The 13,480-nt window shown below is 36.0% G+C and carries 12 protein-coding genes; 4 read left to right on the top strand and 8 right to left on the bottom strand.

The window, feature by feature from the left end:
- Positions 1-26 precede the first annotated feature (26 nt).
- From FA048_RS14790 to FA048_RS14775, 4 genes are all read right to left on the bottom strand, one after another.
- Positions 27-1,025, bottom strand: coding sequence for a 4-hydroxyproline epimerase (locus tag FA048_RS14790; RefSeq protein WP_136842484.1), 999 nt, complete (start codon positions 1,023-1,025; stop codon positions 27-29).
- Positions 1,025-2,506, bottom strand: coding sequence for an aldehyde dehydrogenase (NADP(+)) (locus FA048_RS14785; RefSeq protein ID WP_136842482.1), 1,482 nt, complete (start codon positions 2,504-2,506; stop codon positions 1,025-1,027). Before FA048_RS14785 ends, FA048_RS14790 begins: the two co-directional genes overlap by 1 nt.
- Positions 2,507-2,618: 112 nt before the next feature.
- Positions 2,619-3,551, bottom strand: coding sequence for a dihydrodipicolinate synthase family protein (locus FA048_RS14780; RefSeq protein ID WP_136842480.1), 933 nt, complete (start codon positions 3,549-3,551; stop codon positions 2,619-2,621).
- A gap of 86 nt (positions 3,552-3,637) precedes the next feature.
- The gene (locus FA048_RS14775; protein WP_136842477.1) at positions 3,638-4,519 is read right to left on the bottom strand and encodes an AraC family transcriptional regulator; all 882 of its coding nucleotides are present in this window, start codon (positions 4,517-4,519) and stop codon (positions 3,638-3,640) included.
- Positions 4,520-5,878: 1,359 nt separating this feature from the next.
- Between FA048_RS14775 and FA048_RS14770 the strand changes: the two genes are divergently transcribed.
- Together FA048_RS14770 and FA048_RS14765 are read left to right on the top strand one after the other, a co-directional pair.
- Complete coding sequence (locus FA048_RS14770) at positions 5,879-7,654, top strand: aminopeptidase P family protein (RefSeq protein WP_136842475.1); 1,776 nt, start codon at positions 5,879-5,881, stop codon at positions 7,652-7,654.
- 719 nt (positions 7,655-8,373) lie between these two features.
- Positions 8,374-8,688 (top strand): HPF/RaiA family ribosome-associated protein, encoded by a 315-nt coding sequence (locus FA048_RS14765; RefSeq protein WP_136842473.1) that lies wholly within the window; start codon positions 8,374-8,376, stop codon positions 8,686-8,688.
- Between the two features lie 60 nt (positions 8,689-8,748).
- Here FA048_RS14765 and FA048_RS14760 read toward each other — a convergent pair whose 3' ends face one another.
- The gene (locus FA048_RS14760; protein WP_136842471.1) at positions 8,749-8,934 is read right to left on the bottom strand and encodes a hypothetical protein; all 186 of its coding nucleotides are present in this window, start codon (positions 8,932-8,934) and stop codon (positions 8,749-8,751) included.
- Positions 8,935-9,154: 220 nt separating this feature from the next.
- On the opposite strand from FA048_RS14760, the gene FA048_RS19840 reads away from it, so the two are divergent.
- On the top strand, positions 9,155-10,069 hold the full coding sequence (locus FA048_RS19840; RefSeq protein WP_136842469.1) for a group I intron-associated PD-(D/E)XK endonuclease: 915 nt from the start codon (positions 9,155-9,157) through the stop codon (positions 10,067-10,069).
- Positions 10,070-10,117: 48 nt separating this feature from the next.
- Here the strand turns inward: FA048_RS19840 and FA048_RS14750 are convergent, their stop codons facing one another.
- Genes FA048_RS14750 through FA048_RS14740 form a run of 3 tightly spaced genes read right to left on the bottom strand, consistent with a single transcriptional unit; the run spans position 10,118 to position 12,908 of the window.
- Positions 10,118-11,296, bottom strand: coding sequence for a phospholipase D-like domain-containing protein (locus FA048_RS14750; protein ID WP_136842467.1), 1,179 nt, complete (start codon positions 11,294-11,296; stop codon positions 10,118-10,120).
- Positions 11,297-11,341: 45 nt separating this feature from the next.
- The gene (gene dcm, locus FA048_RS14745) at positions 11,342-12,337 is read right to left on the bottom strand and encodes a DNA (cytosine-5-)-methyltransferase (RefSeq protein WP_136842465.1); all 996 of its coding nucleotides are present in this window, start codon (positions 12,335-12,337) and stop codon (positions 11,342-11,344) included.
- 58 nt (positions 12,338-12,395) lie between these two features.
- Entirely contained in the window at positions 12,396-12,908 is a 513-nt protein-coding gene (locus FA048_RS14740; RefSeq protein ID WP_136842463.1) for a hypothetical protein, read from the bottom strand.
- A gap of 331 nt (positions 12,909-13,239) precedes the next feature.
- Here FA048_RS14740 and FA048_RS14735 point away from each other — a divergent pair.
- On the top strand, positions 13,240-13,480 hold a 241-nt coding region (locus FA048_RS14735; RefSeq protein WP_136841204.1), incomplete at its 3' end, for a transposase.

The raw sequence follows: 13,480 nt of genomic DNA, 5'->3' as shown, positions 1-13,480 counted from the left end.
CCTTCAGGAGAGGGTTGGGGTGAGGTTTAAATCACCTGAAAACCGTGTGCATAAGGATCATCATCATCTATAAAAATGGTGTTATAACCCGTTACTTTTGCCCAACCTTCTATACCGGGTACAATGGCAGGTTTACCATTAATAGTTGTTTCTTCTTCTATGGTACCAATAAATTGAGAACCTATAATGCTTTCGTGAATAAATTTATCGCCTTTTTTGAGTTTCCCTTTGGCAAACCATTGTGCCATTCGGGCAGATGTTCCAGTACCACAAGGAGAACGGTCAATTGCTTTATCGCCATAAAAAACAGCATTTCGAGCAGTTGCTGTTGGAGAAATTGTAGCACCAGCCCATAAAAAGTGACTTAAACCATTGATATTTGGATCTTCTGGATGGACAAAAGTATACTTCTCATTCATCAATTTCCTGCAAGTTCTGCTCCAACTGATCAATTGATCTGCGGTATAATTTTCTAAGCCTTTAAAATTCTCTTGTGGATCTACAATGGCATAAAAATTACCTCCATAAGCTACATCAACGGTTAATTTGCCTAAATCCGGACATTCTACCTCTAAACCCTCTGCTGCTAAAAACGACTTAATATTAATGAGTTTAACCGACTTAACTTTTCCATCTATTTGCACGTATTCAACTAAAACTAAACCAGCTGGGGTTTCTAGGCGTAGCTTTCCCGGAATTTTAGGGATGACTAAGCCTTCTTCAATAGCGATGGTAACTGTACCGATTGTACCATGACCACACATTGGCAAGCAACCACTGGTTTCGATATATAAAACACCAATATCGTTTGCTGAGTCTATTGGCGGATATAAAATACTTCCACTCATCATATCGTGACCACGAGGTTCAAACATTAAGCCTTTTCTTATCCAATCAAACTCTCGGAGAAAATGCAAGCGGCGCTCCATCATGGAGTTTCCAATTAAAATCGGTCCACCACCTGCAACCACCCTAACCGGATTGCCACAAGTATGTGCATCGATACAGCTGAAAGTTTTCTTCATTAAATTTTATCTTGCGTTAAAACATTATCAATAGTGCGCCAAATACCTAAAGGGTTTGCATTTTTAAGCTCATCTGGCAAAAATTCATCATCCCAGTTTTGAAAGCATAAAGGTCTAGCAAAACGCTTAATTCCATCTGCCCCTACTGAGGTAAATCTACTATCGGTACTTGCTGGATATGGTCCCCCATGATGCATAGACAAGGCAACTTCTACTCCTGTAGGTACGTTGTTAAAAATTAAACGACCACAAATTTCTTGTATTTCATTTAGCAAAGCTTGATGAGACTTAACATCAGTTGGCGTAGCCATTAAAGTAGCTGTAAGTTGTCCTTCCATTGCCTTAGCTACCGCTAACAGTTGGTTTTCATCTTTACACTGAATAATTAAAGAGTAAGGTCCAAAAACTTCTTCATGTAAAATCGGATTTGCTAAAAAGATTTCTGCCGCTACTGTGGCTATGGTAATTTGCCCTTGCGCTTCACTTGCTGTAGTGTTAGATTGTCCGATAATTTGAACTCCTTTTTGAGCTAATGCATCTACCAGTTTTTTGTTAAAGTTAGTTGCAATACCTTGGTGTAGCATAGCTGAAGGCACTATAGCCTCTATCTCCTTTTTTAAGCAAGAGAGAAATTTATCTAAAGGCTCATTATCAATGGCTACAATTAAACCCGGATTGGTACAAAACTGACCCATACCTAAAGTAACAGAGCCCGCAATTTGCTTTGCTAGGTTTTCTGTGTCTGTAGCTAATTTTTCGGGCAATAAAAATATAGGATTTACACTGCCCATTTCTGCAAAAACAGGGATTGGTGTTTTACGCTGATTGGCTAAATCAAACAGGGCTTTTCCGCCACTAAATGACCCTGTAAAACCAATGGCCTTAACGGCTTCATGTTTTGCCAAGTATGTTCCTATTTCAAAACCTGCCCCATACACATGAGCAAAAATTCCTTCAGGCATATTACATTTTTCTGCTGCTTTAAAAATAGCTGAAGCCACTAAAGTAGATGTTTTTGCATGAGCAGGATGTGCTTTAACAATTACTGGGCAACCCGCAGCAATAGCACATGCAGTGTCTCCACCTGCTGTAGAATAGGCAAATGGAAAATTACTGGCTCCAAAAACTACAACTGGTCCTAGCGGAACCAACATTTTACGCGTATCTGGTTTAGGTGGCGTTCTCTCTCCTAAAGCGGTATCAATACTTGCATTTAACCAATTGCCTGCCTCAGTTGCTGCTGCGTAACTGTTCAGTTGAAAAATTGTTCTCGCTCTTTCACCAGTCAATCGGGCTAAGGGCAAATTGGTTTCGGCATTTGCAGTAGTTAAAAGCTCATCGCCCAAAGCTTCAATTTCTACAGCAATGGCACGCATAAAATCAGCACGCTGTTTTAAACTATATTTCTTATAGTGATGGAATGCTTGAACTGCTTTCTCCAAAACATTATCTATCTCTGCTGTTGTATTGTCTTTGTACATTATTTTATATTTTTTGCCGTAAATCTGGCTATTTATTTCTCCGCAGCTTACACAAAGGCTCAGGTTTATTTAAATCTTTATCTGCAGAAATCTTCTCAATTAGTGGTTAAACCTAAACTAACTCTACCTGCAAGTTTAAATAATCTGGCAATTCTGGTCTATTGGCCAAAGCATCATTTATAATTTGAAGTACTCTTTCTCTTTCAGCTCCTTTAATTACCAATCTTGGCGCTCTTACATATTCTGAGCTTAAACCTACTGCAGTTGCTGCTAATTTAATGTATTGAACTAATTTAGGGTGAATATCTAACTCTAGCAATGGCATAAACCACCTGTAAATGGCCAATGCTTCATCGTATCTTTTAGCTTTTACCAACTTGTACATGGCTACTGTTTCTTGCGGAAAAGCATCTACCAAACCAGCAACTAAACCATCGGCACCTAACATTAAACTTTCTAATGAAATGGTATCAACGCCACCTAAAATCCTAAAGCGATTGCCAAACCTATTGATCATGTTAGTGATATTAGCCAAGTCTCTTGTGCTCTCTTTTACCGCTTGTATATTTGGATAAGGCAACAATTGCTCAAACATGGCTATGCTCACTTTAATTCCATAATCTACAGGGTTATTGTAAATTAAAATAGGCAATGAAGTTGCTGCCGCTACGGCCTGAAAATAGGTTACTACTTCTTCATCATCTGCTTTATATTTTAACGGAGGTAATAACATCAGTCCATCTGCGCCCAATTGTTCTGCTTCTTTAGCCATTGCAATTGCTACTTTTGTACTTTGTTCGGCAACATTGATAATTACCGGAACTCTGCCTTCTACCACTTTTACACAGTATGATAAAAACACGTGTTTTTCTTGCGAAGTTAACGTACTAGCTTCTCCTAAAGATCCACCAATAATAATTCCAGCTACTCCTGCTGCTAATTGTGCCTCTAAATTCTTTTGAAACAATGGATAATCTATCTCATCATTTGCAGTAAAAGGGGTTAAAAGTGCTGGGTAAATTCCCTGCCATGCAATATTCTTCATAGTAATCAATTTAATTTAATCAAAATTAGAGATTGGTGGAGAGTTAAATCTCACTAGATTTGATGAATGATAACCATATTTTAACCTTAGGACTTTATGTTCTTAAAATAGCTTTCTAAATATGTTTTAGGCGCATAGCCCATCACACTTTTAAATACCCTGTTAAAATTGGTTAAACTGTTAAAACCACAAGTATAGGCAACAGTAGAAATATTTTCGAAATTGCCACTTGTTAGCTTTTTACAAGCTTCATTTACCCTCATTTCATTTAAAAAGGCAACAAATGTTTGTCGGGTATGTTTCTTAAAATAGCGACAAAATGCTTGAGGAGTCATGTGTGCTTCATCTGCAACTTCTTCTAGGGTAATGTTCCTATCGTAATGCGACATTAAAAAATTAAAGATATGACCAATTCTTATCCCTTCGCTCTCAGAAAATGTTGCTGATGAGTTAACTGCTAACGGTTCTGAACTTTCTTGCAGCTGTGTTAACACATTAAGCAATTGTAAAAACTGAATGATGAGTTCCTGATTTTTAGCATATTGCACAGTTAGCATTTTCTGTATCACTAAATCTGTTTGCGCAGGTGATACTCTTAATCCTCCATTGGTAGAATGCAAAAATGACTTGATCAATTGCATTTCTGGCAAATCTAAAAGTGGCGCAAGTGCTCCATTTGGATCAAAGAAAATCATTAAAGCTTGAATTTTTAAGCCGCTTTCTGCCTCAAAATATGCTGGATTACTTTTAAATAGGTGTGGTTGATTGGCGCCTAATAAAAAAATGTCGTTCTTTTTAAAGGGATACATTTGATTATCGGCTAATAATGTCCCTTCTCCTTCCTTAATCCATATCAATTGTGCTTCGCGATGGCGGTGCAAGTAAGGGTAAAAATGAGGCATTACATCTTCCTGAACAATTACTGCTCTGTCTTGTGCAACGGGGATTGTAAATTGTAAAACTTTCATTTACATCAATATTAACTCAAATAATTCAATAATCAAAAATAATGGTTAATATTTGTTTAGTGTGTTCTTATAGTAAGGTCTTTATGCAGTAGGGTTAGGCGCCCAGTGTCCCCCGCTGGCGGGGGAATCAAAGGGGGTGGAATCTTTAAAACAACTCTTTAGTTATTAATACTGTTCCTCCCCCTACTCTCCCGATGAATCGGGATAAACTCTCCAGAGGGGGATGTGAAGGGTGCAGAGCAAGCGCATAGTTAAGCGGCTATTGGATGTAAATTCCTCCCCCTACCCCCTCCAGAGGGGGACATGCAGGGTACAGAAGGCAAAGACGCATAATTAAACGGCTATTGGATGTAAATTCCTCCCCCTACCCCCTCCAGAGGGGGACATGCAGGGTGCAGATAGCGAGGCGCATAGCACTGGGTGGATAGTATATCTACTAATAAAGTCTTTTATGCAATTGGGTTAGGCATCTAGTGTCCCCCGCTGGCGGGGGAATCAAAGGGGGTGGAATCTAAAATAACCTCTAAACTATTATATAACCCGACTCTTACCCACGAGGAAGACTATTAAAAACTATCGTCATATCGAAATGAGCTTTTCGCGATTGAGATATCTGTTTTGAAAAGTTATAGATTATCTCTTAATGGCTCTTTGCCGCCATGGCATTCCACTTTTCCTTGATGAAAAGTTGAGCAAAAATCAAGGCTGAGAATGCCATGTCGGAATAATACGTCAATTGTTTTTAACCGCAGACTGAGCCATTACGGTGAAGAACCTCCATTTCTCCATTCTGCTAATTCTTTACAAGAAAACAAACCTCTCTCCTAAACAATTAACTATTCTTCCTTCCCTTGCATTCAAGGCCGGATAACGTACTTGGGAAAGATTGTGGTAAATCAAAAATTTGCTCCTATCTAATGAACTGTGGGTTAGGCATCCAGTGTCCCCTGCTGGCGGGGGAATCAAAGGGGGTGGAATCAATAAAAACCTTAAACTATTAATAACAATTCCTCCCCCAACCCTCCCGATGAATCGGGATAAACTCTCCAGAGGGGGACATGCAGGATGCAAATAGCAAGGTGCTAAACACAGGCCGGATAGTATATCTACTAATAAAGTCTTTTATGCAATTGGGTTAACCGCCCAGTGTCCCCCGCTGGCGGGGGAATCAAAGGGGGTGGAATCAATAAAAACCTCTAAACTATTAATACTGTTCCTCCCCCAACCCCCTCCAGAGGGGGACAGCATAGTTCAAGAAAGCAAGGGGCATACCATTAGATACATTGGTACATCTAAAGTCATCCCAACTATCTACCCTTCTCTATTGACCAAAGACTTTAAAATCCTCACATTTGCAACATGAGTTACATTGAAAAACTATCTGCCATCCGCCAACAAATGAAAACTGATGGTGTTGCTGCTTACATTATCCCTTCTGCCGATCCACATATTAGTGAATATTTACCAAGCCATTACAAGTGCACTCCCTTTACTACAGGGTTTACAGGTTCGGCTGCTACGGTTGTAATTACCGAAGATTTTGCTGGGGTTTGGACAGATGCAAGGTATTTTGAGCAAGCTGAAGAGCAATTGGCAGGTAGTGGTTTTGAGTTGGTTAAACTTAAGGTACAGCAAACTCCAGAATATATTCAATGGTTAAGTGAGCAATTGCCACATGGAGCCAACATTGCTTTTGATGAAAAATTAGTTTCTATTGTACTAGGTGAGTTGTTGCACAAGCAATTGGCGCATTTAAAGCCCAATCTTCAACATAAAGATTATTTAAGTCCGATTTGGGAAAACAGACCAGCCTTACCAAGTGAACCTGCTTTTTTAATAGCTGCAGAATTTACCGGCAAAGCTATATCAGAGAAACTGACTGAAGTTAGAAAGGCAATGAAACGACATCATGCCAATTACCACTTGATTTCTTCTTTAGATGATATGGCATGGCTTTTCAACATGCGTGGTGCAGATGTAAGCTACAATCCGGTAGTGTTAAGTTTTGCGTTAATCACCCTAGAGCAAGCTACGCTTTATATACAACCTGATAAGTTAACAGCTGAGGACAAATACACCTTAGCGAAAAATGGTGTAGAAATTTTAAGTTATGACACTATTGCCAACGACTTACAGGCTATCCCACAGGAAAGCACCATTTTAATAGACCCAAAAAGAAACTGTTTTGCTTTGTATAAGCTTATTCCAGCTGCTGTGCATACGGTTTTAGAAATAAATCCATCAACCGCATTAAAGGCAAGCAAAAACGAAACGGAAATCAAAAACACCCGCACCGCAATGGTTAAAGATGGTGTTGCCATTACGCAGTTTTTAAAGTGGGTAAAAGAAAATGTAGATAAAATAGAAATAACTGAGATAGCTGCAGCGGCTCAACTCAAAAGTTTTAGAGCGGCCCAAGATGGCTTTATTGGCGAAAGTTTCAATACCATTGCTGCTTACAAAGCGCATGGTGCCTTACCTCATTATGGCGCAACAAAAGAGAGCAATGTTGCCATTAAGGCCGAAGGTTTGTTCTTGGTAGATTCTGGAGGTCAGTACCGCTACGGCACTACAGACATTACGCGTGTGATACCGATGGGCAACAATACAGAAGAAGAAAAAACAGATTACACTTTGGTGTTAAAGGCAATGATTGAGGGTTGTAAAACGCGTTTCCCAAAAGGCACTTGTGGTTACCAAATTGATGCCATTACTCGCCGACCATTATGGGATTTTGCTTTAAATTATGGTCATGGAACTGGTCATGGTGTGGGTTATTTTTTAAATGTACATGAAGGTCCGCAGGTATTTAATGCTACGGCAACTGCTGTACCTGTAGAATTGGGCATGATTACTTCTATTGAGCCAGGTATTTACCGCTCAGGCAAACATGGTATTCGGATCGAAAATTTAGTATTAACCATTAGCGATCAAAGCAATGAGTTTAATGAATTTTATGCTTTCGAGGCTTTAACACTTGCGCCTATCGATACTACCTTGGTAAAGAAGGAATTATTGGAGCAATCGCACATTAAATGGCTAAACCAGTACCATGCTAATGTTTATGCAAAGTTAAGTCCATATTTAAATGAAGAGGAAAAGGTGTTTTTAGGCAGGATGACTTCGGAGATTTAAGAAGCTGAAAGACTAAAGCAAAAAGACCAAAGAAAAGGTTTACCAGCTAAAACAGCTTAGAAAATCTAAGTAGAAAAATCAACCACAAAGGCACATAGAAAACATAAGTTAAGAATGAAGTCATAGGTCAACAATTTTTGTCATCCAGAGCAACGCGAAGGATCTATTTCAAAAGCTGAAAGACTAAAGCAAAAAGACCAAAGAAAAATCAACCACCAAAGACACCATAGCAAACCTAAGCTAAAAAGGATAAAGGAACAAGAGCAAAGAAAAGGCTTACCAGCTAAGACAGCTTAGAAAATCTAAGGCTACTGTACAGCTAAGATGCCCTAAGATTTCTTAGCTGGTAGAATCACTATCAATCATAACCTCCTTCGTGTCCTTTGGTTTCTTTGGTGGTTCAAAACCTAACTAACTAAGATGCCCTAAGATTTCTTAGATGGTAGAATCACTACCAACCTATAACCTCTCGGTTTCTTTGGTGGTTCAAAACCCTAACTATCTAAGATGCCCTAAGATTTCTTAGATGGTAGAATCACTACCAACCTATAACCTATCGGTTTCTTTGGTGGTTCAAAACCTCTAAACAACTAAGTCTTAAACCCTTGGATTGTATATTACATTTTTCCACTTTAATCTTTTATCTTTTTGCCCCATAACACCAAACAACCCACCAATTTTACTGTTGTACTAACAATATAAATTCTAATCCAAAACCAATGATCATTCAACTAAACGCAGATAAAAACTTAACAATACACGAAGCTTACGAAACTCAAATTTCGGAACAATTAACCAAAGATTTAGAAAGATATATCGACCACATCAGCCGTTTAGAAGTCCACCTATCTGATGAGAACGGAAACAAAAGTGGCATTAACGATAAGAAGTGTTTATTAGAAGCTCGTATAGAGGGCAGACAACCTGTTGTAACCAGCGATTTAGGCAACACTTATGATATGGCGCTTAAAAGTGCTACGATAAAGCTTAAACATGCGCTAAGTACTGTAATCAGTAAGATGCAGGAAAAGTAATTAGTGAAAATAAAGAATAAGGCGTAGTTGTTAAATATTTGTTTGGCAACTACGCATTAACTATGCTTCATATACGCTTATGCTACGCTTCAGGTATGCTTGGGGGACGGAGTAAATAAGAATTACCGGCAGTCCTTGTATTGGTCTTATCATATCTACTTCTTTTTCAATTTTCTCATCATTAACCTTAGCACCTTTCACTTCTAAATTGCTTAGCCCTACCTTGTTTTTGCTTGCAAACTTCATGAGGTAAGTTTTTTATTCTTGGCTTGAGCATTGTGAATTTCTCTACCGTGCGTTAGGAATGTTTTTCAATTATACTTAACTGGTATAGTGACCTCTATTTGACTTAGTCATAAGCCTTGTAATTGAATAGAATTAGCTATTTGCTTCTATTCGAAATAATGATATTTTCTTTTAAGTTAATAAATATATCTATAATTATCCTTTCAAAAAGGCGAAGATTATGAGTGGTACTTTAAAAAAAATATATATTAAACAAAATATTAATGCGATTAATGCATCAAATTTTATTCTTGACGAAGCAGGAATGGTTCTATTTAGATCTATTCAGAACTTAAAAGATTATATGGATAAAATTTTTTCATCTAGATTAATTTACGAAAAAGGTTTTCAACAAAAATTACTACTTCATTTATCTAATGAGAATTATAGAAAAAATAGAATAGAGCGAATTGCAAATAATAATTTAATAAGAACGTCTTCTCTTATTGCTTTTTATGAAAAAAATGTTTTGCAATCATTAGGGTCAAACATTTCGAAATCTGAGTATATTGAATATTGCATGAAATATTTTAAAGAGACCGTTGAGAATAACAAATTTCGATTTATAAGAACAAACTTAAAGAAAACGCTTAATAAACAATACGACTTTATTTATTCTAGAGGCTATCCAGAAAACGAATTGAATATAAATACAGGTACAATGTCTGCTAACGCTGGTGATAGTGCACAGTTTTTATTTATTAGTAGGGCTATACTATTAGGTTTTAACTGTTCGAATGTTGATGTAAGATCTAGTAGATATGATGCAATTATCGATTTTAATGGAAGGCTTTTACGAATACAGGTTAAAGGAGTCTCTGGTGACGTCATTTCTTTTAAAGATAGAGATAGAGGAGGCCAAGGCATAGATCATAGAGCAGAAACAAACCTTGGAAAAAAAATATCTTCAACGGACTGTGATATTTATGTTGCTGTTGATAGAAGATTTGGGACTTGCTATATTATTCCCGTTAAAGAATTCATTGACCCATTATTACTTGAAAATGGAGTAATTATAAATCTCAGTTTAATTGAAAAATATAAAGAAGATTGGAATGTTTTTGAAACTGTTGTAAAATCAATTTTTAAGACTTAAAATTTTAAGATAGAACAACTATATATAATTTTATTTGGCATAAACAGACTACTCTCCTCTTGTAATAAAATCTTCATAGCTACCTAATCGAGAAAACTCTATCTTATAATTGAGTGCACCCAATTTGATCAATCTCACACTGTCAATACCAAGGTCTTGAAGATGCTTATATGTTAATAATTGTCCTGGTTTCAAAAGTAATACCTTTCTCAAAAGCCATTGTGATAAAGCCTTATTAGGATTTGTCATTAAAGCCTTATCACCTGACTGACAAACTTTAGCACTTAGGGTTTCTCCAGATGGCAATAAAAGGTTAAATGCTTTATCTCTTGTAGGAAAGAAGTGGGGGCTTTTATGATGAACTTCAGCTGGTATTGAAATATATATCTCTCCTTCATCTCTAGCTCTACCCTTAGCATTCCATTGATTTAATTGACTACCTAAAGGGACAGCCTGTCTATTTAATCTTTTTTCTCGTGGGGAATAAAGCGGTAATATTACAGTATCATCTTGCTTTGGAGTTTTTATCTCATATACAATTGCTTTTTCAAAGGCTATATTCCTTGTATCTTCAATCTCTGGGAATTTCATAACACGTTCCAAAAATTCTAAAGGATTTTTAAGAATTTCTATATCTACATCAAGAGTTTTCCCAGGGATAAAAAATTTCTTAAAAAGAGTACTTTTTGAATAATTAAAATTATATTCATTGTACTTATCTTTAAAAAAGATAGATTTTTCTCCTTCAATAATACTATGAATGCTTGAACTTTCTATAAAATCATAACCAGTTTCAAATATTCTTAATTTCCCTTCAGTTCTTCCAATACAATGATATATTGCTTTTGTTGTGTCACATGCCCTATTTGCGAAACTTATGCGTTCATTACGAAGTTCAATCAATTTAGCTATTTTATCCTCTGAACTAAGTGAACGTATTAAATAACTGTGTGAATTAAATTCAGCTACCTTTTCCATTTTTGATGGTCCTGACAGCAAAAATGTTTTTATACCAATACCAAAATTTTCTTTCTTCGCATCATAAGCTATATCCCCTCGAGCATAGCTCATTGCGTCAAAAGCCTTGCAAAAAATATTTTCAGCTGCACGATAATGCAGAAATGGAAGTTTAGATTCGCTAAATAAATCTGACAATGAAGAAATTAGCTGTAAATACTTACCATATTTTTGAATGCTATATTCATTTTGTAAGTCTAAAAAAAGCATAAATTAAATTTATTTGGTGTAAGTTACACTTTTAAAGAAGTCTATTTAGGCAGATTGCTTATCATTTTGAATATTAGAATCCCCTAGCATTATTGCTGATTGAATTTCTTTTGCTAGTCTTTCAATAACAGCAACCGTTACAGAGTTTCCTGCTTGCTTATACAATTGCGCTTGTGAAATATCTGGTAATTTATATTCAATTGAATACCCTTGTAGCCTAAAACATTCACTTGGTGTTAATTTTCTAATTCCATTATCAGTTAAAATAATTGGAACATTATGGCCTCCCGTACCCATATTAGCTGTTAAAGTAGGACAGACATTTTGTTTATTTTCTCTAACATAATGCCTTCTCCATTGATAAACAGTGTCTTTTGATTTTACACCTTTTGATAACTCACCATATATTTTTTTATCCTCTCTGTAATAATAACGCTCTTCATTATTATCTTCAAGTAAATCCTTAATTTTTACATCGAGATTTATGGCTTTCGGGAAGTTAAAATAACGACCATAAATATCTTCACCATTTTCATCCTTTTTAAACGCAACTATATATATACGCTCTCTATTTTGAGGTATGTTCCCGTAATCTTTAGAATTTAACACTTTGAAATGTACAGTATATCCAAGTGTTTCAAGAGTAGATTTGATAATCTTTAAGGTCTTTCCTTCATCGTGTGAAACTAAATTCTTAACATTTTCAAGGAAAATTACCTTAGGTTTTAATATTTCTGCGAAATGTATAATTCTAAAAAAATGATTACCTCTTTCATCTTCAAAACCTTTTCTAAATCCTGCTATTGAAAAAGGTTGGCAAGGAAAACCGCCTGCAAGAATATCTATAGGTTCTACTTCCTTTGGATCAAGCTTAAATATATCTTCTTCATAAAGCTTATGAGTAAAATTGTTGCGATATGTAATACAGGCATATTTATCTATTTCATTAGCCCATTCTAATTGATTACCTGCATTAATAAATCCTTGACAAATACCGCCAACACCCGCATAAAGACTTCCTACTTTAAGTTTGTTATTCATAATTTCACCTAACATTCAAGCATCAAAATTACTAATATTTTTAGTAATTACAATAATTTTATAAACTTAGTTTATTTATAGGTAAAATTTTATCGAAAGTTTTAAACATGCCCAAATAATTCCTTGAAGTTAATGGAGAAAGACTGTCACTGTAAGTATACTTAACTACCTCTTTTTTATGCAAAAAACCAATCAGTTCAGTTTGTCTTGCCTCTAAATTTACCATTCCGAATACAGCGAAGTCAAATTCTTCTGTGGAAATTTTTGGATATTCACCATTTGTAAAAGAAAAAAGAGAAATTGTTTGTTTATTAATAATAAAACTTGGAACATAATTCTTATATGTTTCTTTTTTCAATTTGTCAATAAATTTTATGCCGGTATATTTCTCAAATGCAATTTCTAAAAACGATCGTTTTAAAAAATTATCTAGATATAATTGCCCCTCAAACCTATCCCTTAATTTATTAATATTATCTAAGCCTAAGTTCTTTAATGCTATTTTTTTTAGCCATTCAACAGTTGTGTAATCAATTTTAATGATATTATTTAAAGGAACTTCAGCATGCATATAAGTTATTTTCGGAACACAAATATAATACGTTGAATTTTGTATATGTTATATTATAATCTATAAATTCTGCATAAACACAACAATATTGCTTTTAAGGTGTAAAAAATTAGAACATTTCATATCTCTCAAATCACCCTATATTCCAAAATTGCTCCCACATTCCTCCCAGTTTCCTTCGTCGTTTGTTCTGCTAAATGCCGTTTGAGAAGAACAAACCTAGGGTAAACCTCGAACAATAGCAGAACAAAGCACCTTTCTATCTAGACATTTCTGTCTATTCCTAAAACTGCCTTACAAAATTCGGACTAACCATTAACTTTATATTAATATGGAAAGACCGAGAAAGGGAAAAGCAGGTTCAAACCCTGTTACCTATGATGAATCTTTTAAAATTGCCGTTGCAAGGGAATATCTTGAAGGCAAACTGAGCCAATCCCAACTTGGCCGTAAGCATGGTCTTAACAGCGGTGAGGTAGTCCGCTATTTTGTGAACTGGTACAAAAAGAACATTGGCAAAAGCCAGCCCGGCGCTACTGTCCCAGAAGATCCACAGCCCTCCAACACTTCCC

It is taken from the genome of Pedobacter polaris (assembly GCF_005116505.1).
GTDB classification, from domain to species: Bacteria; Bacteroidota; Bacteroidia; order Sphingobacteriales; family Sphingobacteriaceae; genus Pedobacter; species Pedobacter polaris.
This window is presented reverse-complemented; position numbering and strand designations above follow the sequence as displayed.

What these genes read in the sequence shown, in the direction of transcription:
- FA048_RS14770 (WP_136842475.1), top strand. Translation starts at nt 5,879, where the DNA reads ATGAGTTACATTGAAAAACTATCTGCCATCCGCCAACAAATGAAAACT.
- FA048_RS19840 (WP_136842469.1), top strand. Translation starts at nt 9,155, where the DNA reads ATGAGTGGTACTTTAAAAAAAATATATATTAAACAAAATATTAATGCG.
- FA048_RS14785 (WP_136842482.1), bottom strand. Translation starts at nt 2,506, where the DNA reads ATGTACAAAGACAATACAACAGCAGAGATAGATAATGTTTTGGAGAAA.
- dcm (WP_136842465.1), bottom strand. Translation starts at nt 12,337, where the DNA reads ATGAATAACAAACTTAAAGTAGGAAGTCTTTATGCGGGTGTTGGCGGT.
- FA048_RS14760 (WP_136842471.1), bottom strand. Translation starts at nt 8,934, where the DNA reads ATGAAGTTTGCAAGCAAAAACAAGGTAGGGCTAAGCAATTTAGAAGTG.
- FA048_RS14790 (WP_136842484.1), bottom strand. Translation starts at nt 1,025, where the DNA reads ATGAAGAAAACTTTCAGCTGTATCGATGCACATACTTGTGGCAATCCG.
- FA048_RS14750 (WP_136842467.1), bottom strand. Translation starts at nt 11,296, where the DNA reads ATGCTTTTTTTAGACTTACAAAATGAATATAGCATTCAAAAATATGGT.
- FA048_RS14775 (WP_136842477.1), bottom strand. Translation starts at nt 4,519, where the DNA reads ATGAAAGTTTTACAATTTACAATCCCCGTTGCACAAGACAGAGCAGTA.
- FA048_RS14765 (WP_136842473.1), top strand. Translation starts at nt 8,374, where the DNA reads ATGATCATTCAACTAAACGCAGATAAAAACTTAACAATACACGAAGCT.
- FA048_RS14780 (WP_136842480.1), bottom strand. Translation starts at nt 3,551, where the DNA reads ATGAAGAATATTGCATGGCAGGGAATTTACCCAGCACTTTTAACCCCT.
- FA048_RS14740 (WP_136842463.1), bottom strand. Translation starts at nt 12,908, where the DNA reads ATGCATGCTGAAGTTCCTTTAAATAATATCATTAAAATTGATTACACA.